Origin of the sequence: Pantoea jilinensis (assembly GCF_019104105.1) — a bacterium.
In the GTDB taxonomy this organism is placed as follows: domain Bacteria; phylum Pseudomonadota; class Gammaproteobacteria; order Enterobacterales; family Enterobacteriaceae; genus Pantoea; species Pantoea eucalypti.
Window position 1 is genome coordinate 3,162,885 of the sequence record NZ_CP077746.1, and the last position, 23,552, is coordinate 3,186,436.

24 protein-coding genes are annotated in these 23,552 nt (G+C 56.8%); 10 read left to right on the forward strand and 14 right to left on the reverse strand.

What is annotated here, in order from left to right; all coding sequences use genetic code 11:
- Window positions 1-100: 100 nt before the first annotated feature.
- The gene (locus KTJ90_RS14970; RefSeq protein ID WP_003850074.1) at window positions 101-403 is read right to left on the reverse strand and encodes a PsiF family protein; all 303 of its coding nucleotides are present in this window, start codon (window positions 401-403) and stop codon (window positions 101-103) included.
- Window positions 404-515: 112 nt separating this feature from the next.
- A complete protein-coding gene (gene iraP, locus KTJ90_RS14975) occupies window positions 516-770 on the reverse strand; it encodes an anti-adapter protein IraP (protein ID WP_003850075.1) in 255 nt (84 codons plus the stop codon).
- On the opposite strand from iraP, the gene KTJ90_RS14980 reads away from it, so the two are divergent.
- Both KTJ90_RS14980 and KTJ90_RS14985 read left to right on the forward strand, forming a co-directional pair.
- Window positions 769-960 carry a hypothetical protein gene (locus KTJ90_RS14980; protein WP_003850076.1) on the forward strand — a complete coding sequence of 64 codons (192 nt, stop codon included), beginning with the start codon at window positions 769-771 and terminating at the stop codon, window positions 958-960. The two genes, iraP and KTJ90_RS14980, sit on opposite strands and share 2 nt — an antisense overlap.
- A 399-nt stretch (window positions 961-1,359) precedes the next feature.
- Window positions 1,360-4,494 carry a beta-galactosidase gene (locus KTJ90_RS14985; protein ID WP_499025234.1) on the forward strand — a complete coding sequence of 1,045 codons (3,135 nt, stop codon included), beginning with the start codon at window positions 1,360-1,362 and terminating at the stop codon, window positions 4,492-4,494.
- Here KTJ90_RS14985 and KTJ90_RS14990 read toward each other — a convergent pair.
- Entirely contained in the window at window positions 4,379-5,650 is a 1,272-nt protein-coding gene (locus tag KTJ90_RS14990) for a multidrug efflux MFS transporter (protein WP_071591687.1), read from the reverse strand. The genes KTJ90_RS14985 and KTJ90_RS14990 overlap by 116 nt on opposite strands.
- 434 nt (window positions 5,651-6,084) lie before the next feature.
- Between KTJ90_RS14990 and KTJ90_RS14995 the strand changes: the two genes are divergently transcribed.
- Entirely contained in the window at window positions 6,085-6,336 is a 252-nt protein-coding gene (locus KTJ90_RS14995; protein ID WP_003850078.1) for a biofilm development regulator YmgB/AriR family protein, read from the forward strand.
- Window positions 6,337-6,348: 12 nt separating this feature from the next.
- Here KTJ90_RS14995 and KTJ90_RS15000 read toward each other — a convergent pair whose 3' ends face one another.
- The 3 genes from KTJ90_RS15000 to KTJ90_RS15010 all read right to left on the reverse strand — a co-directional run bounded on the left by KTJ90_RS15000 (window position 6,349) and on the right by KTJ90_RS15010 (window position 10,002).
- Window positions 6,349-6,666 carry a hypothetical protein gene (locus tag KTJ90_RS15000; RefSeq protein ID WP_003850079.1) on the reverse strand — a complete coding sequence of 106 codons (318 nt, stop codon included), beginning with the start codon at window positions 6,664-6,666 and terminating at the stop codon, window positions 6,349-6,351.
- Window positions 6,667-6,824: 158 nt separating this feature from the next.
- The gene (locus KTJ90_RS15005) at window positions 6,825-7,121 is read right to left on the reverse strand and encodes an I78 family peptidase inhibitor (RefSeq protein WP_003850080.1); all 297 of its coding nucleotides are present in this window, start codon (window positions 7,119-7,121) and stop codon (window positions 6,825-6,827) included.
- Window positions 7,122-7,398: 277 nt separating this feature from the next.
- Complete coding sequence (locus KTJ90_RS15010) at window positions 7,399-10,002, reverse strand: bifunctional diguanylate cyclase/phosphodiesterase (RefSeq protein ID WP_192378136.1); 2,604 nt, start codon at window positions 10,000-10,002, stop codon at window positions 7,399-7,401.
- 213 nt (window positions 10,003-10,215) lie between these two features.
- On the opposite strand from KTJ90_RS15010, the gene KTJ90_RS15015 reads away from it, so the two are divergent.
- The 3 genes from KTJ90_RS15015 to KTJ90_RS15025 all read left to right on the forward strand — a co-directional run bounded on the left by KTJ90_RS15015 (window position 10,216) and on the right by KTJ90_RS15025 (window position 11,540).
- Entirely contained in the window at window positions 10,216-10,866 is a 651-nt protein-coding gene (locus tag KTJ90_RS15015) for a CPBP family intramembrane glutamic endopeptidase (RefSeq protein WP_003850082.1), read from the forward strand.
- A 170-nt stretch (window positions 10,867-11,036) separates the two neighbouring features.
- Window positions 11,037-11,207 (forward strand): hypothetical protein, encoded by a 171-nt coding sequence (locus KTJ90_RS15020; RefSeq protein ID WP_003850083.1) that lies wholly within the window; start codon window positions 11,037-11,039, stop codon window positions 11,205-11,207.
- 99 nt (window positions 11,208-11,306) lie between these two features.
- Window positions 11,307-11,540: a hypothetical protein gene (locus tag KTJ90_RS15025; RefSeq protein WP_008924857.1), complete on the forward strand. Its 234-nt coding sequence runs from the start codon at window positions 11,307-11,309 to the stop codon at window positions 11,538-11,540.
- 115 nt (window positions 11,541-11,655) lie between these two features.
- Here KTJ90_RS15025 and yniD read toward each other — a convergent pair whose 3' ends face one another.
- The 6 genes from yniD to KTJ90_RS15055 all read right to left on the reverse strand — a co-directional run bounded on the left by yniD (window position 11,656) and on the right by KTJ90_RS15055 (window position 17,359).
- Window positions 11,656-11,727, reverse strand: a complete 72-nt coding sequence (yniD, locus tag KTJ90_RS15030; RefSeq protein ID WP_370581736.1) for a small membrane protein YniD — start codon at window positions 11,725-11,727, stop codon at window positions 11,656-11,658.
- Between the two features lie 155 nt (window positions 11,728-11,882).
- Window positions 11,883-12,311 carry an OsmC family protein gene (locus KTJ90_RS15035; RefSeq protein ID WP_003850085.1) on the reverse strand — a complete coding sequence of 143 codons (429 nt, stop codon included), beginning with the start codon at window positions 12,309-12,311 and terminating at the stop codon, window positions 11,883-11,885.
- Window positions 12,312-12,373: 62 nt separating this feature from the next.
- On the reverse strand, window positions 12,374-13,555 hold the full coding sequence (lldD, locus tag KTJ90_RS15040; RefSeq protein WP_499025243.1) for an FMN-dependent L-lactate dehydrogenase LldD: 1,182 nt from the start codon (window positions 13,553-13,555) through the stop codon (window positions 12,374-12,376).
- A complete protein-coding gene (gene lldR / locus KTJ90_RS15045) occupies window positions 13,555-14,328 on the reverse strand; it encodes a transcriptional regulator LldR (protein WP_039659034.1) in 774 nt (257 codons plus the stop codon). The genes lldD and lldR overlap by 1 nt, the downstream gene beginning before the upstream one ends.
- Window positions 14,325-15,980, reverse strand: coding sequence for an L-lactate permease (gene lldP / locus KTJ90_RS15050; protein WP_003850089.1), 1,656 nt, complete (start codon window positions 15,978-15,980; stop codon window positions 14,325-14,327). The genes lldR and lldP overlap by 4 nt, the downstream gene beginning before the upstream one ends.
- Window positions 15,981-16,186: 206 nt before the next feature.
- The gene (locus KTJ90_RS15055) at window positions 16,187-17,359 is read right to left on the reverse strand and encodes a cyanate transporter (RefSeq protein ID WP_499025248.1); all 1,173 of its coding nucleotides are present in this window, start codon (window positions 17,357-17,359) and stop codon (window positions 16,187-16,189) included.
- A gap of 87 nt (window positions 17,360-17,446) precedes the next feature.
- Between KTJ90_RS15055 and KTJ90_RS15060 the strand changes: the two genes are divergently transcribed.
- Both KTJ90_RS15060 and KTJ90_RS15065 read left to right on the forward strand, forming a co-directional pair.
- Window positions 17,447-18,307 carry a LysR family transcriptional regulator gene (locus tag KTJ90_RS15060; RefSeq protein WP_003850092.1) on the forward strand — a complete coding sequence of 287 codons (861 nt, stop codon included), beginning with the start codon at window positions 17,447-17,449 and terminating at the stop codon, window positions 18,305-18,307.
- Window positions 18,308-18,397: 90 nt separating this feature from the next.
- On the forward strand, window positions 18,398-19,786 hold the full coding sequence (locus tag KTJ90_RS15065) for an amidohydrolase family protein (RefSeq protein ID WP_476159510.1): 1,389 nt from the start codon (window positions 18,398-18,400) through the stop codon (window positions 19,784-19,786).
- Window positions 19,787-19,977: 191 nt separating this feature from the next.
- On the opposite strand, the gene KTJ90_RS15070 is transcribed toward KTJ90_RS15065, so the two are convergent.
- Entirely contained in the window at window positions 19,978-20,196 is a 219-nt protein-coding gene (locus KTJ90_RS15070; protein WP_008924853.1) for a hypothetical protein, read from the reverse strand.
- 413 nt (window positions 20,197-20,609) lie between these two features.
- Here KTJ90_RS15070 and dbpA point away from each other — a divergent pair, with 413 nt between their 5' ends.
- Complete coding sequence (gene dbpA / locus KTJ90_RS15075; protein WP_008924852.1) at window positions 20,610-21,992, forward strand: ATP-dependent RNA helicase DbpA; 1,383 nt, start codon at window positions 20,610-20,612, stop codon at window positions 21,990-21,992.
- A gap of 36 nt (window positions 21,993-22,028) precedes the next feature.
- On the opposite strand, the gene KTJ90_RS15080 is transcribed toward dbpA, so the two are convergent.
- Window positions 22,029-22,421: a YgiW/YdeI family stress tolerance OB fold protein gene (locus tag KTJ90_RS15080; protein WP_499025258.1), complete on the reverse strand. Its 393-nt coding sequence runs from the start codon at window positions 22,419-22,421 to the stop codon at window positions 22,029-22,031.
- Between the two features lie 167 nt (window positions 22,422-22,588).
- Here KTJ90_RS15080 and KTJ90_RS15085 point away from each other — a divergent pair, with 167 nt between their 5' ends.
- Window positions 22,589-23,551 (forward strand): chemotaxis protein, encoded by a 963-nt coding sequence (locus KTJ90_RS15085; protein WP_003850102.1) that lies wholly within the window; start codon window positions 22,589-22,591, stop codon window positions 23,549-23,551.
- Window position 23,552: the final 1 nt, after the last annotated feature.

Below are 23,552 nucleotides of genomic sequence, written 5' to 3' on the forward strand. Positions count from 1 at the left end.
AACCTGCTGTTGTGGCAGGTAATTTAATCGGCGTTGAAGGGGAAGTGAATCCGCATCGGGCGGCAGATAGAAGCGGCCACCTGCGTGGCCGTGGGCATCATCAGCTCTTTTTCAGGCACTGACTCATAAAGGTTTTACGGGCATCGCCTGCCAGTTTTTTATCACCGGCTTCACCGTTACAGCTTTTCATTTTCATCTGCTGCGGTGACATCTGCGACATCTTGCTGTCCTTTTTCAGGCATTCACTCATAAAGGTTTTGCGCGCATCCCCTTTGAGATCCTGTGATTTCGCATGCTGGTTGCACATCGTCATTTTCTCCTGCTGCGGAGTTTTCTCCGCAGCACCTGCCAGCCCGCTGACCAGCAGGCCTGCCATCATCATCGCCATTAAACCGACTTTCATCTTGATAACTCCACAGTGGATTGTCCTCTATTATTCTGGCAGCGAATAAGCAAAGCAGAAAATGTTTGAGGTCAAAGTGATGGGAAGATCCCATTCCCGACCTGTTCCGGGATCAATACTGGCGGGGATGATGGAGCAGCTTTTCAATGTAATTGCGCAGCAGGCGTGCATCGTTATCATCAGCATCAGCCACGTTGTCCATAGCGCTTTCAATGCTGGTGGTGATTGCCAGATGTTGTTGCGGCTCCAGCTTGCGAACCAGCGCAGTGACAACGATCTCCAGTGCTTCAATCTGCGCCATTTGCTCTTTCGCTGTCGCCTCTTTTTCAGCCAGCTTTACCAGTAACTCAGCAATCAGGTTTTTCATGCTGTTGTCTCAGCGGTGGAGAAAAGCTGAAATTATCACCACGCTGGCTAAAAAAACAGAGGGCGACAGCCATTTTTTCAGTGGCTTAGCCCACATTTATCCCATCTGTTCAGCCATTTACGGTTATTTTGCTGGCGAAACGTTTTGTGGGGTTGCACTGCCGCGGTTAAATGTCGCTTGCCTGAAATGAAACAGAGAAGCTTAACGAGGATTTACGAATCCGTGACCCGGCCCGCCACCGTGTCCGCCCCAACCGCCGCCGGGAGGCGGGAAAATACATCCACTTAATGCAGTCACTAATCCCACAACAGCCACCAGCTTAATGATTCGTACCCTATCTACCTCAGAGTGAAAAAATCGGGCTGAGTGTATGAAGCCGCTGGCATGGCGACAAGTGAGATTCCTCTGCTTCAGGCGGCTATTCATCTTTGCTGACCAGACTTAACGTTTTACCGCCAGTATGTCGTCGTATTCTCAACATCCCGGTGAGTTTGTTAACAGGACTATTTGTGTAAATCGGGAGGGTGAACACTTTACAGACTGACGAATTTTGCGCATTGTGAGCGCATTACATTTACAGGATAAAATCATGACTCTCTCTCTGGCTACTTTCAGTGACATCCTCTCCCGGCGCGACTGGGAGAACCCGGTCGTGACCTCGCTGCATCGTCTGGATGCCCATCCGCCATTCGCCAGCTGGCGCGATGAAGCGGCGGCGCGCGATGATCATCCTTCGGCGTCACGGCAATGTCTCAACGGAGAGTGGGGATTTAGTTACTTTGCTCAGCCTGAAGCGGTGCCTGCCAGCTGGTTATTGCAGGATCTGCCGGATGCCAGCACGATTCCGGTCCCGGCTAACTGGCAGATGCACGGCTTCGATGCGCCCATTTACACCAACGTACAATATCCGATTCCCGTTAATCCTCCGCTGGTTCCCGCCGGGAATCCCACCGGATGTTACTCGCTCACATTCACGACTGACACAGCCTGGCTCGATTCGGGACAGACACGCATCATTTTTGACGGCGTAAATTCGGCTTTTCACCTGTGGTGCAATGGGCGCTGGATTGGCTACTCTCAGGACAGCCGCCTGCCCGCCGAATTTGACCTGAGTCCTCATCTGCGACCGGGCAAAAACCGGCTGGCGGTGATGGTGCTGCGCTGGAGCGACGGCAGCTATCTGGAAGATCAGGATATGTGGCGGATGAGCGGCATTTTCCGCGATGTCACATTACTGCATAAACCGCAGGTGCATCTGGCCGACGTTCAGCTGGAAACCCGGCTCAGCCCGGAGTTTACCCGTGCCGAGCTACGCGCCCAGGTCCGCGTCGCCTTACCGCCGGACGCCACCTCGCGCTATCAGCTGCGCCTGACGCTGTGGCAGGGTAAACAGCAGGTTGCGCAGTGTCAGCAGCCGCTGGGCAGCGCGATCATTGACGAACGGGGTCACTATCCTGAACGCGCCCTGCTCAGCCTGCCGGTTGAACAGCCCGCGCTGTGGAGCGCCGAAACGCCCCACCTCTATCGTGCGACGCTGGCGCTGCTGGATGGCGATCAGCAGCTGGTCGAAGTGGAAGCTTACGATGTTGGCTTCCGTCAGGTCACCATCGACAACGGCCTGCTCTGCCTCAACGGCAAACCGCTGCTGATCCGGGGCACCAACCGCCATGAGCACCATCCGGAGCACGGTCAGGTAGTGGATGAGGCGACGATGCGCCGTGACATCGAGCTGATGAAGCAGCACAATTTCAATGCGGTCCGCTGTTCGCACTACCCTAATCATCCGCTCTGGTACCGGTTGTGTGACCAGTACGGGCTTTATGTCGTGGATGAGGCCAATATCGAAACCCACGGCATGCAGCCGATGAACCGGCTCTCCGATGATCCCCGCTGGTTCGCGGCCTACAGCGAACGCGTCACGCGCATGGTGCAGCGCGATCGTAATCACTGCAGCATTATCATCTGGTCGCTGGGCAACGAGTCAGGACATGGCGCCACCCATGACGCGCTCTACCGCTGGGTGAAAAGCAGCGATCCAACCCGTCCGGTGCAGTATGAAGGCGGCGGTGCAGATACCGCCGCAACCGATATTATCTGCCCGATGTATGCCAGGGTTGATGAAGATCAGCCGTTCCCGGCAGTGCCGAAATGGTCGCTTAAGAAGTGGATCGGTCTGCCGGGCGAAACGCGTCCGTTGATCCTGTGTGAATACGCGCATGCCATGGGCAACAGTTTCGGCGGTTTTGCGAAGTACTGGGAGGCCTTCCGTCAGTTCCCGCGACTGCAGGGCGGCTTCGTCTGGGACTGGGTGGATCAGAGCCTGACCCGCCATGATGAACAGGGCAACTCCTGGCAGGCTTACGGCGGTGATTTTGGCGATAAGCCTAACGATCGTCAGTTCTGTATGAACGGGCTGGTGTTTGCCGATCGCACGCCACATCCAGCGCTTTATGAAGCGCAGCGCGCCCAGCAGTTTTATCAGTTTACCGTTGATCCCCGCGATCCGCTGAGCGTTACGATCAGCAGCGACTATCTGTTCCGCCACAGTGATAATGAAGTGCTGCGCTGGTCCATTGAGCAGGAAGGAGAGGTGGTGACAGAAGGCGAAATAGTGCTGGATATCACCGCGCAGAGTCAGCAGCGGATCACGCTGCCTACACCGCCCGCGTTATACGGCGAATGCTGGCTGAACGTCGCGATTCATCAGATCAACGCCACACCCTGGAGCGTTGCTGGCTGGCGCGTCGCCTGGCACCAGTGGGCGCTGCCCTCGGCGCTGGCGATGCCATTACAGCCAGAGGCTGCCGAAGCACCTGTGCTGCACAATGATGCCAGTGACATTGTTGTCACTCATCAGCAGCAACGCTGGCATTTTTCACGCCACAGCGGCGAACTGACGCAGTGGTTTGTCAATGAGGAGCCGACGCTGCTCTCCCCTCTTCAGGACTGCTTTATCCGCGCGCCGCTGGACAATGACATCGGCACCAGCGAAGCGGAACGGGTTGATCCTGATGCCTGGGTTGAACGCTGGAAAACGGCGGGTTATGACCAGATGAGCAGCAGTCTGGTATCGATCACGGCGAATACGTTGTCGCAGGCAGTGCAGATTGAGACGCTGCATGGCTGGCTCGCCAACGGTGAGCTCGCGTTCATCAGCCGTAAACGTTATGTGATCAACGTGCAGGGTGAGTTACACCTACAGCTGTCGGTTGAGCAGTCGCGCGGATTGCCACCGCCCGCACGCATCGGCTTGCGCTGTGAGCTGGCACACATCCCGCAGCAGGTTAGCTGGCTGGGCCTGGGTCCGCATGAAAACTATCCCGACCGCCAGCTGGCCGCGCAGTTTTCCCGCTGGCAGCTGCCGCTGGATCAGCTTTCAACGCCCTACGTTTTCCCCAGCGAGAATGGTCAGCGTGGCGGTACGCGTCAGCTCGACAGCGGCAGCTGGCAGGTCAGCGGCGACTTCGCTTTCTCGCTAAGCCGCTTCAGTCTGGAGCAGCTGCGGGAGACTTCACACCGCCACCTTCTGCGTCCTGAAACGGGCTGCTGGCTGCATCTGGATGCGTTTCACATGGGCGTTGGCGGCGATGACTCCTGGAGCCCCAGCGTCAGTCCTGAGTTTTTACTGACTCAGCAGCGCTGGCAGGCTGAGCTGACGATTTCTCAGCCAGCGGCAGCTCGGTCTTCGGACGCCGGTAAAAACGCTTCAGAAACAGCACATTAATCAGCACCACCACGGCGGTGGCAAAAAAGACCCAGCGGAAACCTGCCACCGCCGACACCGCAGCCCCCAGTAGCGGGCCTGCGACATTGCCGAGATACATAAACGACTGGTTATAGCCGAAGATTCGCCCGGTGATGTTGTCGCGCGAATGACGTACCAGAAGCGTCTGCACCGCAGGCATCATTGCGCCATCGGCGAAGCCCAGCAGAAACCGCAATATCCCCAGCTGTGTCGTGCTGGTCACAAACGACATCGCAACAAACAGCAGCAGCGAGATAACCATTGTCGCCAGCAGGATACGCTGCGTGCCGATGCGATCGCCGAGTCGCCCCAGCCGGGGTGCCGCCAGCAGCGCTGAGACGCCTGGCAGCGCGGCAATCACGCCACTCAGAAAAGCGATATTCTCCGCAGTCGGTGCCAGTTCACGCACAAACAACGTCAGAATCGGGTTCACCGACCCGTTGCACATCTGAATCACCATGGTGGTAAAAAAGAGGCAGAGCATCAGCTTTGGGTTATCCAGCGAGCGGAAAACCTCGCGTCCGCTGAGCTTATCTTTTTTACTGACCGGGATATAACCGGTCTCTTTAATCAGGAACAGCGTCACCAGAAAGCTGACCATCAACAGCACCGCAGTGACAATAAACACCGTACGCAAACCGACCCAGTCGGCCAGCAGCCCGCCCAGCATGGGCCCCAGAATCACCCCGCCAATCTGACCGGTTGAGACACAGCTCAGCGCCCAGCCGCTTCGTTCACGCGGAACCTGAGCCGCCACCAGCGCCATGGCGTTGGGGATATATCCGGAGGTTAGCCCCATCAGGGCACGCAGCAGCAGCAACTGCCAGGCCTCCGTGACAAAAGCCTGCAGCAGGATCACCACGCCCATGCCAAAAGCCGCACGCAGCAGCATCAGTTTACGACCTTTGCGATCGGCCAGGCTGCCCCATAGCGGCGCCACCGCCGCCGAGACCACAAAGGTGATACTGAAGGTAAGACCCGACCAGAGGCTCAGTGATTCGCCACCGGTTACGCCTAGCTGTTCAAGGTAGAGCGGCAGAAACGGGATAATCTGACTAATCGCCAGTCCGGTAAAAAAGCAGCCAAACCAGACCGAGATCAGGTTTATCTTCCAGGGTTCAATAGTGCGTGGCATGAGCAGACGATATAAAGAGAGGGTAGGCTCAGTCTAACGCGCGCATTCTCAGCGTGACCGACAAAACATGGCACAGAGAGTGAAAGAACGGATTCTGCTTTGATTCGGCTCAATTACCGGCACAAATTTCACCGACGCAGGAATTCAGAGTGCGAAGCGCGCGGATGACAGACGGCACTGAAATGCGCTTCTTAAACGCCCCCTCATCAATATGGAAAAATATGTCATTCTGTTACTGACAACCCCGCTCCCCGCTTCTATGTTTAAAAAACCGCCAGCCGTGGCGGTGTGGCGATCATTCTTATCGGTGCGACGTCCTCCGCAAAAAACGGTGCAGACCATCCGGCTACGCTGAGGCAAACCAGCTTATTTCATACAGATACGCCCTTACTCAGCAGTAAGGGGCAGTGGCGTGTTTCAGCGGAGGTGGGGAAATGAGAGTACAACCAAATAGCGCCAGCCGTGCAATCAGCGACTATTTTAAAAGCCCGGCCTGGCGGACACCGCCAGAGTCCGATCTGCTGGCGGTGATCCTGCGTGAAATAATGGAAGCGGGCGAGCCCGCTACCAGTAAAGTGCTGATTGCGCGGGTGATCGATAAACTGGAAGTAGAGGGCGACGAGATGCAGTTGCAGCGTTATCGCACCTTGCTGGCTCAGTTGATCGACACGCAGCCGGAGCCGTAAATCAACCGGCGTCTACTTCACCCAGCGTAACTTATCCGCTTCGCTGACGCTGGCACGTCCGCTGCTGCGCTGAAACAGGCAGAGCTCCCGTCCCCGCTTATTTTTCATGTGCTGCTGCGGGTAGCGTCCCTCCAGCAACAGTGCACTGTAACCTGTGTTGTCGTCATATTCGATCGGTTCGCCCAGCACCCTGACTTTGCTCAGGTGGCTGGCGTTGACGCACGCCTGAACCATCACCTCGCGGCTCTTTTTCCAGGCGTCTTCACTGGACGCATGCGCCAGTGTGCTGCTGAGTAACAACGTGGGCAGAAATGCCACTATGCGTTTCATCTTCTTCTTCGCTCCTGTTCCGGTCCGCGGACGCTAAAAAAATTCCCGCCGGGGCGGGAATAAACAAGACGAGCACTATCTATTGTGTGACGAGGAAGTTTCTCAAACGCGCAGCTATCCTCGCCTGCTGTTATGACAAGCCTATGACATTCTGGCCATTAGCCACAATAAACTGAGCTGATATTGCCATTTTTATCGGCCAGGAAATTAAGCCGGTTGAGATTAAAGTCCATGGTGACGGCTGAATTATAGGGGATCGGACGCACCTGCTGTTCGAAGTGCTGACCCTGCAGTGCGGTCAACGGTTTGCCGATATAGTGTTGAAACTGTGAGGCGCCGCAGCGGTCAGCGTCGGGATCCTGCGCCACACGGGCAGTGTCGGGTTGAGAGGCAGATTGACAGGCGGTTAATGCGAACAGACCGACTACCAGCAGCCCTTTTCCATAAAATCTCACGTTTATTCTCCTGTTGGACGTGTAACACCTTGCCCAAGAGTAGCAAAACGCGCCGGCAGACCTGAACCCTTAAAAGGTAAAGTTGTTACAGCAGGATTAAGCCAACTGCTGGGCAGGCGTCCTTTTGAGATTAATCGCATTTTCAGCCAAAAAAAGTCACCGTGAACCCCTACAATTTCTTAAGAATTTTCTTACCCAGCCCCGTGGAGGTCATAATGGAACTGATTATTTTTGTTGTCTGCGCAATGCTAATGACCGCCCTCGCGGTCAAAGTGCGTTAAGCCATCTCAGGCTGATTTTGCGCCGTTCTTTCCAGCAGCGTTCTGAATGCAGCCAGTGGCATCGGCCGGCCAAGGAAGTAACCTTGCCCTTCTTCGCATGAGAGCTGTTTTAGCTGGTTTAACTGCGCTTCTGTCTCAATGCCTTCTGCTGTGATCGTCAGGGCAAAGGCGCGAGCCAGCGCAATAATCCCCGCGACCACCGACTGTGCCTGCTGCGACTCCGGGAAATCTTTCATCCAGGAACGATCGATCTTCAGGCCATTAAACGGGAAGGTTTTCAGGTAGCCCAGCGCGGCATAGCCGGTGCCGAAATCATCAACAGTCAACCGGACACCCAGCGAACGTAATCCCTGCATGATTTCCAGCGCATGCTGTGGGTGTTCAAAGGTAACGTTCTCAGTAATTTCGAGCTCCAGCCGGGTTGCCGGCAGGCCACTTTTCTCGAGCGCGTTCGCGACTCGTTGCACCAGGTCGCTGGTGCGAAACTCCATTGGCGATATATTGACTGAAACATAGCGTTCGCCGCCCCACCCCAGAGCATCCTCACAGGCGCGCATCAGCACCCAGTCGCTGATGGTGGCGATCAGACCGCTCTCTTCCGCCAGTGGAATGAAGTGGTCGGGCGTTATCCATTGATCCGGGGCAATCTGCCAGCGAATCAGGGCCTCAGCGCCCGCCAGCTGCCCCGTCAGCAGTTGATAGCGTGGCTGATAGTGCAGGCGAAACTCATTGTTCTTCAGCGCTTTCTCAATCCGCCGCGCCATTTCACGTTTATCTTCCCGCTGGCTGGTCATCTCATTGGCATACCAGACCCACTGATTGCGTCCCGCGTCACGCGCTTCATTCAGCGCAATATCTGCCATTTCCAGCAGCGCTTCCGGGTGGCTGGCATCCTGAGGTGCGCAGGCAATCCCCATGCTGATGGTAAGATAGTGGACATGCTGGCCGGTGCTGATCGGTTGCTGAACCTCATGCACCAGCTGAGCACAACGCTGATCGACCCGCTCACGGTTCGCTTCACGTAATACCAGCACAAACTCATCGCCACTCAGCCGCGCCACCAGCTCCTGCGGACCAATACAGCGCTTCAGTCGCTGTGCTATCTGGCTCAGCACCTCGTCGCCTGCTGCATGACCCCAGGTTTCGTTAATCGGCCGGAACTGATCAAGATCGAGTGTGACCAGCGTCAGCGGCGCGGAGCCATCCGTTATTGCAAGGTGTAGCGTCAGAAACTCCAGCAGCTGCATGCGGTTCGACAGGCCGGTTAAGACGTCGTGACGCGACAGGAACTGAATGCGCGCCTCAGCTTCCATACCCTGAGTGATATCCGATACCGTACCGCGAAACCCGATGCGTTTCGCGTCGTGCCAGATGGTTTTTGCCACCAGCTGGCCGATGCGACGATTGCCGTGCGCAGACATGAACTGACAGCGCAGCGGCATCTGCTGTCCGTCCTCCTCCTGACGTCGCAGCCAGGCAACCAGCGAATGGCTGGGATGCGTCAGCAGATGATCGATGTGACGCCCCAGCCAGTGCGTAATGTCATGGCCGGTAACGGTATGAAAGCGCGCTGACAGATAGATTAGCCGGCCCTCTGCATCCGTCTCCCAGATCCAGTCTGACGCCGCCTCAGCGAGATCGCGAAACCGCGCTTCGCTGTTGGCAAGCTCCTGCTGACTGATCGCCAGCATAGCGAAACGCCGATCAGAGATAATTGCATTTGAGAGCGCATGGCGACTGACGCGACGGGTAATTATGGCGATGATGATCGCCATCAACATCAGCAGTGGCAGCAAAAACCAGATCAGGCCCATGCCAGGCATCTTTGAGGTCCAGCGCAGCACAATCGGGTCGCCCATCGGCAACGTTAACATCATCCGGGGTTCACGCAGGGCATCCTCCTCACTGGCTGGCACGCGCAGTTCGCGTACATCCAGCGATGTTCCCAGCGCCTTTAATTTTTCAGGCGTAAACAGACTCACAAATATCATGATGGACGGAGGCCCCGCCACTGGCGTCACCGCCCTCACTTTGCCACTGGTGATAGGGGCAGCAACCACGATGGCGGGCAGATGATTGATCAGCACATCACGATGCATCGCTTTGTTGTTAAGCTGACGTGCCGCCGCAATAAATGCAGAGGTCTCTTTGCCCAGCCAGGCCTCCAGCGGCGTATCCACCAGTTTGCCGTTAATGACTGAATAACGGGTGTTGCCTTTACCATCGACCACGAAAACACCCTCGTAGTGATACTCCTCATACAGGCCTGGACCAAAGTTCTCTTCGTCAAACGCCCAGACTTTGTCCACACTGACATGGAGATTTTGCCAGGCTTCGCCCCAGAACGCATAATCCCGGATATCCGTTACCATCGCCTCCTGACGACTTTTCCACGCCTGCTGCATCAGCAGCCGGTCATGCTCAACCGATACGCTGTTTTGCCGCTGCGCAATCGTCAGCACCATCAGCATCGAGAGCGCCAGCACGCCAAACAGCAGCAGCGAAAGGACACGCAGGCTGCGCCGCGTAAAGCGGACAGTGCGATCTTCAGCAACATGTCTGAATGGCAACGCGGGTGGCGCCGGAGGATTAAAAGTCATTAAGAGTGCCCACTACACAACCAGGGGTTGAGATGAAAGGCCGGCAATACCACACAGGGTGCTGACCCGATTAGTTTCCTCAGTTATCGGCTCGGGCACTCGGGTGTTTAGTCTGCGATAAACATTTTGCGCTTAAATATTGTGTTACAGGCTGACTCGACAGCGATCGGGGGCATTGCTACTATGCGCTTACCTTCGCTGGCTGAGTCGCCTATGAACATCAATTCCGACAGAGTGACCCTGACGCTGTTCTACGTCGGCAGCTTTGTGGTCTATTACCTGGTTACCATGCTGATCACCCTGTTCCCTAATTACGGCGTGCTGCGTAATGACGGCCTGCTGGTGCCCGTGCTCTGTCTGTTTGAATTTGCTGTGATCTACCCGCTTTATCGCTTCTACTGCCAGCGCCGTACCGATTTACCGCTGGGTGAACTTTATACCCTGCAAACCCTGCTCTTTACCGGCGCGTTGTTTGTCCTGATGGCAGCACAGATGCAATTTATGCAGCCGGAAGGCTGGCTGGTGATGCAGGCGCAGCAGGGACGTAATTCGCTGCTTATCCTGCTGTTGACCGCCGTGTTGCTGGCGCCGGTTTTTGAAGAAGTGCTGTTCCGCGGTTTTCTGTTACAGGGGTTTCTGCTGTGGGCGCCGCGCAGCCGCTTTGCCTGTATGCTGCTCACCTCGCTGCTGTTTGCGGTAATGCATACGCAGTATGTGCACTGGCAGACGCTTATCGCCCTGACGCTGTTTTCACTGCTGCTCTGCTATGCCCGGCTGCGGAGCAACAGTCTGGCGCTGCCCATCTTCCTCCACACCCTGAATAACCTGATTGCGCTGCTGCCCGCCTGGTATTTCGCGGGTTAATGCAGGCATCACTCCTCTTCTTACACGCTGACAGACGCCGGCATGACCCTGCGGGCGGACCATAGCTCACACTGACAATGCCGCACCGTCACGTTTGTCTATACTGGATGTTAAAAAGGGATAAAAAGCACCGCAGTCCGTACCACCAGACCGTGCAAAGGAGAGGAACTATGTTGATAGGATTTGTGTTGTTAGTGAGCGCGTGCGGCTACGATGCCTGCGAAGCGCTGCCGGTCTCGGAGCGCATCTATCCGACAAAGGTCGACTGCGAAACGATGGCGAACCGCATTCATAAAGTCAGGCCGAATGTGGTCCTGCTTTGCGGAGAGGTCCATCGCTAATTCAGGACCAGGTTCAATAAAGCGGCGCTGTAACATTGCAAGCTGGCGCTTTAGCGTACAAAATATAAGCTGTTGTTAACCATTACCGTAGTGAATCCCATGAAAACATCACGCCCCCGTCGTCCTGGTGGACGCTGGGTATACTATCTTTTGTATGATGGCATTCTGTGGCCCTGCCCCGTCCGATGGGAGTGGGAGAGCAGCTATGGCGGCTGGTTGCCATTTTACTACACGCCAACCTTTGAATTTGTGGTGGGCGATCCCCGCAAAGCGTATCGCATTGCGCGCAGTGACGTGCGGGCTAAACAACGGCGTGAAGATGCCTTTGTCTGAATAACACGATTATCCCGGCAGACATGAGGCTGTGAGCCGGCAGAGCTCCCCTTCCAGCGCAATCATCACCATCAAAACGTTGCACGGCGTGTGACGCCCGGTCCCCTTCATCGACTCATGCCCAGATCATGGCGGCCCAGCGAATCAACAGCAGACCACCGCAAATGCATAAAAGAACCAGCACCATCTTCCAGTACTTTTTGGCCGCCCGGTATCTTGTCACCTCGGTTTCCTCTCATCAGAAAGCGAAGATGCGCCAGAAGGCGCATCAGTTTCGGTCAGTAACAGGACCGAGGGGATAGCATAACGTCCGGGCCACCAAAAGGCGACCCGTCGCCGGCATCAGTTGTTCAGGGTGTAATCCAGCGTAATTTCCGCATTCAGAACCTGAGAAACCGGGCAGCCTGCTTTGGCTTTATTGATAATCTCGTCGAAAGTTGACGCATCAATGCCTGGCAGAGAGATGGTGCTGGTCAGCGCCACTTTGGTGATGGCAAAGCCGTCGCCTTTTTTGTCCAGCGACACGTCGGCCGTGGTATCAATGCTTTCCGGCGGATGACCCGCGTTACCCAGCATCAGCGACAGCGCCATAGAGAAACAGGCTGCATGCGCTGCACCAATCAGTTCTTCCGGGTTGGTGCCTTTACCGCCTTCAAAACGGGTATTAAAGCCATAAGGTTGCTGGCTCAGCACGCCGCTCTCGGTGCTGACGGTGCCTTTACCTTTGATATCGCCTTCCCAGTGCGCCGAACCTTTCTTGTGAATGGTCATGTCATTCCTCCTGTTGGTAAAGAAGCTAAGTATAGACAATGCATTCATTTTCGCAGGCTAATTCACCGCACGCGGACGTGGCTTGTGCTTGCTGGGGCCAGCAACGCCTCCGCCTGGACCAGTGAATCGCGGGTGATTTCACTAATGGATTTTGCGCCGGTCAGTGTCATGGCAACGCGCATCTCCTTCTCAATCAGGTTCAGCAGGTTTTCAACACCGCGCTGACCGTGGGTCGCCAGCGCATAAATAAAGGCCCTTCCCAGCAGCACGCTGTCTGCGCCCAGCGCGATCATTCTCACCACATCCAGCCCGTTACGAATGCCACTGTCCGCCAGAATCGTGATGTCACCTTTGACGGCATCGGCAATCGCGGGCAGCGCCCGCGCCGAAGAGAGCACACCATCCAGCTGACGTCCGCCATGATTCGAGACCACGATGCCGTCTGCGCCAAAGCGCACCGCATCCCGCGCATCTTCCGGATCGAGAATACCTTTGATCACCATCGGTCCGTCCCAGAACTCGCGGATCCACTCCAGATCTTTCCAGCTGATCGAGGGATCAAAGTTGTTCGCCAGCCAGCCGATATAATCTTCCAGCCCGGTCGGCTTACCCAGATAGGCGGAGATATTCCCCAGATCGTGTGGACGCCCCTGCAGGCCCACATCCAGTGCCCATTGTGGATGAGTAACCGCCTGCCAGTATCGACGCAGCGCCGCATGATTACCGCTCATCCCGGAGTGCGCATCGCGATAGCGTGCACCCGGCGTCGGCATATCCACGGTAAACACCAGCGTTGAGCAACCGGCGGCTTTGGCGCGTTCCAGCGCATTGCGCATAAACCCGCGATCACGCAGCACATAGAGCTGGAACCACATTGGGCGGTTGATCTGCGGGGCCACCTCTTCAATCGGGCAAACCGAGACTGTCGACAGCGTAAACGGAATGCCTTTCAGGGCGGCAGCGCGCGCGGCCTGTACTTCACCCCGACGGGCATACATGCCGCACAGACCGACCGGTGCGAGCGCAACCGGCATCGACAACGTTTCATTAAATAATGTTGTCTCAAGGCTCAGTTCCGACATGTTCTTCAGGATGCGCTGACGCAACGCTACGTCAGACAGGTCCTCCACGTTACGTCGCAGGGTATGCTCGGCGTAGGCACCGCCATCAAGATAGTGAAACAGGAACGGCGGCAGGATACGTTGCGCGGCGGCGCGATAATCACTGGCAGCTGAGATAATCATCAGTCAGATTCCTTAGGGTTGCGTATGTCGTTATCCGGTAAACGGGTGATGCGCGCCTGACGCGCTTCATCTTCATGCAGGCTTTTCATGGTGGTGTGCACAAAACCCAGATGGTGCATCGCCGCCTGACGGGCCGTTTCGGCGTCGCCCGCAAGGATTGCATCAAGCAGCGCCTGATGCTGTTCCGTCAGGCGGCCGAAAATCGCAGGCTGGGTGTACATGCGCTGACGGGTCTGCATCACCGATGACTGCAGCAGCTCAAAAAAACCGCGCATGGTCTGCAGCAGCACCACATTGTGCGACGCCTCGGCAATCGCCAGGTGGAAGCGCACATCCGCCTGCGCGGCGAGATCGGGATCGTCACTCTCCTTGAGTTTCAGGGTGGCGTCGAAAGCGAACTGCAGCTTCTCTTTGTCGCTGTCGGTGGCGCGCAGTGCGGCATGCCAGGCGGTGCTGGCCTCAATGGCATGGCGCGCTTCCAGAATGTCGTAGCGGTAGTCGGGATCGTCGCGCAGTAACTGACGAATCGGCTCGACGATGCGTTGCTCCGACCAGGGAGCCAGCTGCTGACGGAGCCAGGTGCCGCCGCCACGTCGGCTGATCAGCATTCCGCTGCTGATCAGCTGCTGTATCGCTTCCCGAAGCGAGGAGCGGGAGACGCCAAGCTCCGCAGAGAGCTGACGTTCGGCGGGCAGTCGCATACCCGGTTCAAGCTGATGTTCGGTGATATACGCCCGGAGGCGCATCACCAGCGGATCGACATGGCTGTTCATGGGATCATCCACGGGAAGACATAGGCCTGAAGTGTGGTAATCACACCGACCATACAGGTGAAAATCAGGCTGTGTTTAACGGTAAACCGGAACAGGTCGGACTCTTTCCCCACCAGCCCGACCGCTGCACAGGCGATGGCGATCGACTGCGGCGAGATCATCTTACCGGTCACGCCGCCGGTGGTATTCGCCGCCACCAGCAAAATATCGGAGACGCCAATCTGCTGGGCAGTGGTGGCCTGTAACGCGGCAAACAGTGCATTCGATGAGGTATCTGATCCGGTCAGGAAGACACCCAGCCAGCCGAGGAACGGCGAGAAGAAGGTAAATGCGTGGCCGGTGTGTGCCAGCGCCAGTGCCAGCGTCGCAGAGAGGCCGGAATAGTTGGAGATAAACGCAAACGCCAGCACCATTCCGATGGAGTAGATTGGCAGCGCCAGCTCTTTCAGCGTTTCACCAAAGGTCTGCAACGCCGCCTTTGGTTTCATGCGCAGGAACAGCATAGCGATGATGGCTGCGATTAAAATGGCGGTACCCGTGGCGGAAACCAGATCCAGTTTATAGATTGCCGGATAAGGCGTCGCACTGCTGACGACCGGTGGCATCCGCGCCACCAGCTCATTCAGCATCGGAACCGGCACAGCCAGCACCCAGTCATAGAGCGCACCGCCTTTGGCAAACAGCGCTTTAAACGGCGGAATGCTCCAGAGCGTGACGGTGGCAGTAAGAAACAGGAACGGCATCCAGGCACGGATCACCTGGCCCAGCCGATACTTCTGCGGAGGCAGCAGCGGATCGCCCTGCTTCGCCTCTGCATCGGCAAACCGAAAGATACGCACCGGTTTCCAGACCCGCAGGAATAGCGTCAGCGAAACCAGCGAGGCGAGTGACGAGATAATATCGGGCAGTTCAGGACCCAGGAAGTTAGAGCTGAGGAACTGGGCAATGGCAAAGGATCCGCCCGCGACAACCACCGCTGGCCAGGTCTCTTTCACGCCGCGCCAGCCATCCATGATCGCCATGATCCAGAACAGCACAATCAGGGTCAGCAGCGGCAGCTGGCGTCCGGCCATCTGACCGATGGCAAAACTGTCCAGCCCGGTCACCTGGCCCGCCACTATAATCGGAATGCCCATCGCACCAAAGGCGACCGGCGCGGTGTTTACAATCAGGCAGAGGCCGGCGGCGTAGAGTGGATTAAAGCCGAGTCCCACCAGCAGCGCGGCAGTAATCGCCACTGGCGCACCAAAGCCTGCAGCGCCCTCCAGGAAGGCCCCGAATGAGAAGCCGACAATCAGCATCTGCAGACGCTGATCGGGCGTAATCGAGAGGATAGAGGCGCGGATAATATCGAACTGGCCGGTTTTGACCGAGATCTTGTAGACGAATACCGCCGCGACAATAATCCAGGCAATCGGCCACAATCCATAGAGAAAGCCATAACCCACGGCGGCCAGCGCCTGTGCAACCGGCATCTGATAGAGAAACAACGCCACCAACAGCGCCAGCACCACTGTAGTGGTAGCCGCCAGATAGCCTTTCATCTTCAGCTTAATCAGCGCAAAGAAGAAAAAGAGAATCGGGATCAGAGCAACAAGGCTTGAGAGCCAGATATTACCCAGCGGATCGTAGTTTTGTTGCCAGATCTGCATGCCAGTATCTCCAGAGGAAGAGGTGACGAAGCATGTAGCCGCAGCGCTGCATGCCCTGTGCCCCGAATTGGTCAGACCAAAATGCTTTATCGGGGCTTATGGCAAGAGATAGTTAATTTATTGTTAATCCGTGGCAATAGAAGTTGCGCGAATATTTCTGGAGTGTGAACCAGAGAAAATTATTGCTTTGATTGGTCCGACCAAAATCAGCTACTCACGCCGGGAAAGGCCCGCTGATAGCTGCGTGGATGGAAACGCAGAGTCAGGACGACCAGCAGCAGCGTAACCGCCGCCTGCAGAATCCAGATGCTGGCGAACTGGCCGGTGAACGCATGCAGCTGACCGGCGATAAACGGCATGCTGCCCGCAATAATAAAGCCGACGCCCTGCATAAAGGCCACCAGCCGTGCGCCAGTCTGGGGTTTTTCAAGATGATCCAGCGCCAGCACCAGTGCCAGCGGAAACGCCCCGCCCAGTCCGACGCCCGCAATCCCCGCCCAGAGCCACGGCGCCCCTTGTGGCGCAAGCAGAAAGCCGAGCATGCCGCTGAGCTGCATCGCCAGCGTGAACAGCAACAGCGGACGACGATCGCGGCCTCGAGCCAGCAACGGCAACAGCAGCGCACCCGAGACCTGACAGGCGATCATCATACCAAGCAGTGAACCGCCCGCCTGTGTGCTCCAGCCGAGCTGATGATAAAAGTCAGGCAGCCAGGCAACACAGATGGCATATCCTCCGTTCACCAGTCCAAAGCTCAGCGCCAGCGTCCAGGCACGGGTTTTTCGCCACAGCGAAGGCATCTCTGCTGCCTCTGTCCGGGCTGTGGGTGGCGCGGTGGTGATAAACAGCCAGACCAGAATAGCCAGCACCACCGGCAGCGCCCAGCTACTCAGCGCGCCCTGCCAGCCAAAATGTGCGCTCAGCCACGGCGAGATAGCCGCGCCAATTCCGCCGCCCCCCATCAGCGCGGCGGCCCAGAGTCCGGTCACGCCGGCGCTCCGGCTGCCAAAACGCTGACGGATCAATCCCGGCATCGCCATCTGTACAATGCCAATGCCTGCCCCACCCGGCACGGCAGTCAGCACCAGCCAGCGGCCATCAGTAACCAACAGCCGACTCACCAGCGCCAGCAACAGCAGCACCAGACCGCCGAGCAGCAGTCTGCGCACCGCAAAACGCTGCATCAGCGGGGCGCTGATTAACGCAATCGCGCCCATCATCATCATCGGCACCGCAGGTAGCAGCGATGCCGCCAGTGACGACAGACCAATGCTCTGCCGCAACTGGCCGAGTAACGGACTGACCGAAGTCATCAGTGGCCGCATATTGAGTCCTGCCAGCACCAGCGCCGCCAGCAGCAGATTGTTCTCTCTCTTCATCTGAGATCCAAGCAGTTAAAGGTTGCCAGCCTGGCAGCAGTCGCTACTATCTGGAAATGAAATATTACTCTGCCAGGTAGTGGAAAAATGAATCGTCAGCCCATGTTTACCCCGCAGCAGTTGCTTAGCTTTGTGGCGGTGTGCGAAACCTTCAGCTTTACCCGCGCCGCCGACAGAGTGCACCTGTCGCAATCCACTGTCAGCCAGCAGGTGCGGCGTCTTGAAGAGATGTTAGGAAAGGAACTGCTGGTTCGCACCTCGCATCAGGTGCAGATCACCGAAGAGGGCGAAAAACTTTTAGGCTACGCCCGCCGGATTATTGCTCTGAATGGCGAAGCGCACGATGTGCTGAGTGACCAGTGGCGCGACGGCGTGTTGCGCCTTGGCGTGCCGGAGGATTTCGCTGCACCCACTGCCGGCCTGCTGGCGCACTTCAGCCGCGACCATCCGCAGTTGCGGCTGGATGTGATGAGTGGCATGCAGGTGGAGTTGCGTCGCGCCTGGCAGCGTGAAGAGCTCGACATCATGCTGATCAAGCAGCCTTACGGCGAGCGTCCGATGGCGTCGCGTCCCGAACCCCTGCTGTGGCTCGACAGCGCGGAGTGGCCCTGCTTTGAACAGACGCCGGTGCCGCTGGTGCTGTTTCCCCAGCAGGGGCTCTATCGTGACGAGGTGTGCCAGACGCTGGATGCGCTGGGTCGAAGCTGGCGCATTAGCTACAGCAGCGCCAGCCTGGTCGCGCTGGCCGCCGCCAGTGCGCAGGGACTGGGACTCACGTTACTGCCCGCCAGCTGCCGCCTGCCGCAACATCGGGTGCTGGGTCCTGAGCAGGGACTGCCGTTGATTGATACCTTTGAACTGGCACTGTTCTGCCGCCAGCCGCAGGATCCGTTGCAGCGCGAACTGGCAGAGTCACTGGCGGCCTTTGGCCAGCTGCGCTGGCAGTGAGATATCGAATAGTCGTCAGTGGAAAATAACGCAGCAGGGTGAAGCGTCGTTTGTCAGATTAATGTCTTGTTCACTTTGCAGGAGCCTCTGATGCCTATTTCCTCTTCACCGAGCCGCCGCGATTTCCTTGGACAAGGTGTTCGCTGGACCGCCGCAGGCGGCTTACTGGCCGCCGGTCTCGGGCAGGCCAGTGCCGCCACGTCCTCACCTTCACCCGCTATCAATCCCGACCAGTCCACCGCCCTGCCACAGCAGGATCACTACCTGCTGCGCAATGTGAGGCTGGAAGAAGGGTTTATTCGCGAGGATGACGAAATCGTCGCGACCCGGACCGGGCGTTACGACATCAGCGTACGCGACGGTAAAATTGACCAGCTGGTGCCCGCAGGCCAGGGCGACAGCACGCTGCCGTCCTGGGACGCACAGGATGCCCTGCTGCTGCCCGCCACGCAGGATATGCACATTCACCTGGATAAAACCTTCTACGGCGGCCCGTGGCAGGCTCCGCGTCCCCGTCAGGGCAAAACCATCATGGATATGATTGCGCGCGAACAAGTCCTCATTCCGCAACTGCTGCCGCACTCTCAGGCGCGCGCTGAAACCTTGATCGCTCTGCTCCACGCCAAAGGCACCACCCGCGCCCGCAGCCATTGCAACATTGATCCGGTCAGCGGCCTTAGGAGCCTGGAACATCTGCAGGCGGCATTAGCCCGGCACCCCGATTTTCCCTGCGAGATCGTTGCCTTCCCGCAGCACGGCCTGCTGCACTCGCAGGTTGACGGGCTGATGCGCGAAGCAATGCAGCACGGCGTTGAGTATGTCGGCGGGCTGGATCCCACCAATGTCGATGGTGCGATGGAGAGGTCGCTGGATGCGATGTTCCAGATTGCGCTCGATTACCAGCGCGGCGTGGATATTCATCTGCATGAAACCTCCCCTGCTGGCGTGGCGGCGATTCAGTACATGATTGACACCGTGGCGAAGAATCCGGTGCTAAAAGGCAAAGTGACGCTGAGCCACGGTTTCGCGCTGGCGACCCTGACCGGCAGTGCGCTGGACAGGATGATCGAAGGGCTGGCGGAGCAGCAGTTCAGCGTCGCCTCCACGCTGCCGATCGGCAAGCTCACCATGCCAGTTCCACAGCTACAGAAAGCGGGTGTGAAAGTGATGACCGGCACAGACAGCGTCATCGATCACTGGTCACCCTTTGGCACGGGCAGCATGCTGGAAAAAGCGAATCTTTACGCACAACTCTATCGCGGCTCGGATGAATTCTCGCTGTCGCGGGCGCTGGCGATTGCCACAGGCGACCGGCTGCCACTCTCTGCTCAGGGTCAACGCCAGTGGCCCGTGACGGGCGATGACGCGAGTATGATGCTGGTGGCGGCAAGCTGTTCCGCCGAAGCCGTAGCCCGAATTTCGCCCGTCGTCGCGACCTTCTCGCGCGGTAAACCGGTGTTTGCACTGGCCTCAGCCTGACACAGCAAAACCGCATTGGGTTCACAGACGACCAACTGACGTGAAGTGATGGGAGCCTGCGCCTGAAGCAAAGCATCGCGGGCCACCACCCGTTTCACTGAGCCAGACTCAATCGGCCGCGAGCCAGCCCTCCCCCAAAACAACAGAGCCTCCACAAGGGAGGCTCTGCATTTACCTGAGCGAAGTGCGGGTTACGCGCTTTTGGCCCATTGATTATTCGACATTAGTTCCATTGCCAGCGCGTATAAGCGACGATCTTCCTGATCACAGGGCTCATCTTCCGCATAACACGCAATCATCGAAGCGATCTTATCAGCCGATAAGCCCTCTCCATGAATATGCAGTGTCAGTACGGCGCGGCCTACTATTTTAAGCACATTTTCATGTGGTCCCTGGATGCGTTTACTCAATGCAAATACCCTCTACCGGTCGTTGTACCAGGAATATGGCGCGCTAAATATAAAGCAATTAGCTCAGGATTTTTATCGGCACGGAGAGTGATATTTTTTAATGATTAATTCTATTACTGGAGTGATTATTAAGGAATCATCTGATTAACAATGAAATAAATATTTAAAAACGGAGGGTTATAAAACAATGCATGGTCCTGGTAAATTATCGCTTTGAAATGAAAAGCTTTACATTCAGCGAATCGATTAAAAAAAACCGTCTTTTCCAGGCAAACTTCAGTCTATTCCTAAGCGTACCGGCAGAGATAGTTTCATACCGTTAACCATCGAGGTTCCCGTTGCTGTCAGGCGTGCTTTCTGCCAGACTTGCCCCGCAATAATGCCCTACACTTTCAGCCTCAGAGGCCGCGCCCGTGACCGCTTTTTCTACCCTCAATTCGCTTCCCGACAGCCAGCTCGATAACCTGCGCGAGATGGGCTACACCAGCATGACGCCCGTGCAGGCTGCTACGCTGCCCGCCATTCTGCAGGGACGCGACGTGCGTGCGCAGGCGAAAACCGGCAGCGGTAAAACGGCTGCCTTTGGTATTGGTTTACTGCACCATATTGACAGCACCCGCTTTCAGACTCAGGCACTCATCCTGTGTCCAACCCGGGAACTGGCCGATCAGGTGGGCAACGTGCTGCGCCAGCTGGCCCGCTTCACCCGAAATATCAAAGTCCTCACCTTGTGTGGCGGACAACCGATGAGTGCACAGCGTGACTCGCTGGTGCATCCACCGCATATCGTGGTCGGCACGCCGGGTCGTATCCTCGACCACATCAACCGCGAAAACCTCAAACTGGACCAGCTCAACACGCTGGTACTGGATGAGGCAGATCGGATGCTGGAGATGGGTTTCCTCAATGATATGGAAACTATCATTGAGGCGACGCCCGCCTCGCGGCAGACGCTGCTCTTTTCCGCTACGTGGCCCGACGGCATCACCGCCATCAGTACCCGCTTCCAGCGTGATGCGCTGAGCGTGGTAACTGAAGAAGTCAGCGAACTGCCTTCAATTGACCAGCAGTTCTTTGAAGCCAGCCACAATGAAAAACTGGGTCTGCTCATCGCGCTGCTTAGCGACCGTCAGCCCTCATCCTGTGTGGTCTTCTGCAACACCAAACGTGAATGTGACGATGTCGCTGCGGCGCTTAACGCGCGTGATATCAGCGCCCTGCCATTGCATGGTGACCTGGAACAGCGCGATCGCGAACGTGTGCTGATCCGTTTTGCTAACGGCAGTGGACGCGTACTGGTTGCCACCGATGTCGCCGCGCGCGGACTGGATATCAAATCACTGGCGATGGTGGTCAACTACCAGCTTGCCTGGGATCCTGAAATCCACCTGCACCGCATCGGTCGTACCGCACGTGCAGGCGAACATGGCGTTGCCGTCAGCCTGGTTGCTGCCGATGAAATGGCGCGCGCACATGCACTGGAGGATTTCCTGCAGCAAAAACTGCCGTGGGTTTCTGCCAGCACGCTGAAAAAAGGCAGCAGCAAGCCTCTGCCTGCCGCCATGATGACATTGTGTATTGATGGTGGTCGTAAAGCCAAGATGCGTCCGGGAGACATTCTGGGTGCGCTGACCGGTGAAGCGGGTTATCGCGCCGATCAGATCGGTAAAATCGTTCTGACCCCAACCCATGCCTACGTGGCGATTGAAGCGAACCACGCTAAAGCGGCACTGGTGAAACTCAAGCAGGGCAAAATCAAAGGCAAAACCTGCCGGGCGATTCTGCTGAAGGACTGAATAAAATCGGGCGAGGTTATTACCTCGCCCGATTTCTTATGGCTCTTCGATTTGTGTCACATGCAGCGTGGTTTTATCCCCTTTGCCCTGTACCTTACCACTGACACGTACTTTGTCTTCCGCGGTGTAGGTTTTACCATCAAAGGTCTTCTTCGGTGCGATAATCGGTAACGTACCGGTGTTGTCGCGGAACTGATAGCGCTCGCCCTGCTCTTTCTTCACGATGTAACCTTCCAGCGTCACATACCCGCCCTGACGGAAGTCGCGGATCTGATCAATATGTGTCTGACCGGTATCTTCTGAGCCTTTATAGCCCGCATCCTGCTTGTGCTGCGGCGGTGGCACATCACCCGCTTTGTATCCGCCCTCTTCAGCCGACACACCCGCGCTCATCATCACCAGCAACGACGCTAAAATCACTTTTTTCATTTCACACTCCTTTATTGGAAAGGTGTCCATGTTGAACCTTCAGGGTTAAGCCTGGCACAATAATTGGCGTCCGTTTTATTTCACCTTTCTCTTCTCACCTTTTTCCGTTTGCTGCCGATAACCTGTTCACACCCTATTTCACCAGCTGCGTTAATGCAGAGGCAACCATGGATAATTTTCAGAAAGAGATCGATGAGAGAGCGAACCTCGCATTATCGAACAAGTTTGAGCTGCTGCTGTTTCGCTTAGGTTCTGATCAGCTGAAAGGCAAGTCTGAGCTGTTTGGCATTAACGTCTTCAAGCTGCGTGAAATTGTACCAATGCAGACCATCACCAAAGCCGCGGGAATGAGTTCGCCGCTGCTGGGTATGGCCAGTATTCGCGGTCAGTTCATTCCGGTCATCGACCTGCCTGCTGTGGCAGGTTGCGTACCCGAAACGGGCCTTAACCTGCTGCTGGTCACCGAGTATGCCCGTAACACCCAGGCATTTGCCGTGGAATCCGTGGATAACATCGTGCGTCTCGACTGGAGCCAGGTCCATACCGCTGAAGCCGGTATCGGCGGTCGCAACATTACCAGCATCGCCTGCCTGGACACCGATAAGCAGGGCAGCGAGCTGGCGATGGTGCTGGACGTTGAGCAAATCCTGTATGACATCATCCCGTCGTCACGCGGCGTCGAGCCTGAAGCGGCCAAACCGCGCGCCTTCAACTATCGCCCGGGTGCGGTTGCAATTGTGGCAGAAGATTCCAAAGTCGCGCGTCAGCTGCTGGAGCAGGGACTGAAGAGCATGGGCATTCCGGCGCTGATGTTTAACACCGGCCTTGATGCCTGGGAAAAAATTAAGCAGCTAAGCCAGGAAGTGCAGGCTTCAGGCGAGTCGATTCACGACAAAATTGCCCTGGTACTGACCGATCTGGAGATGCCTGAGATGGATGGCTTTACGCTGACCCGCAACATCAAGCGTGACCCGATTCTGAAAACGCTGCCGGTCGTGATCCACTCCTCACTCTCTGGAAGCGCCAACGAAGACCACGTGCGTAAAGTGGGAGCCGACGGCTATGTGGCAAAGTTTGAGCTGAATGAACTTTCAGACGTGATTTTCAACGTTCTCGATACCGCCCGTTAAG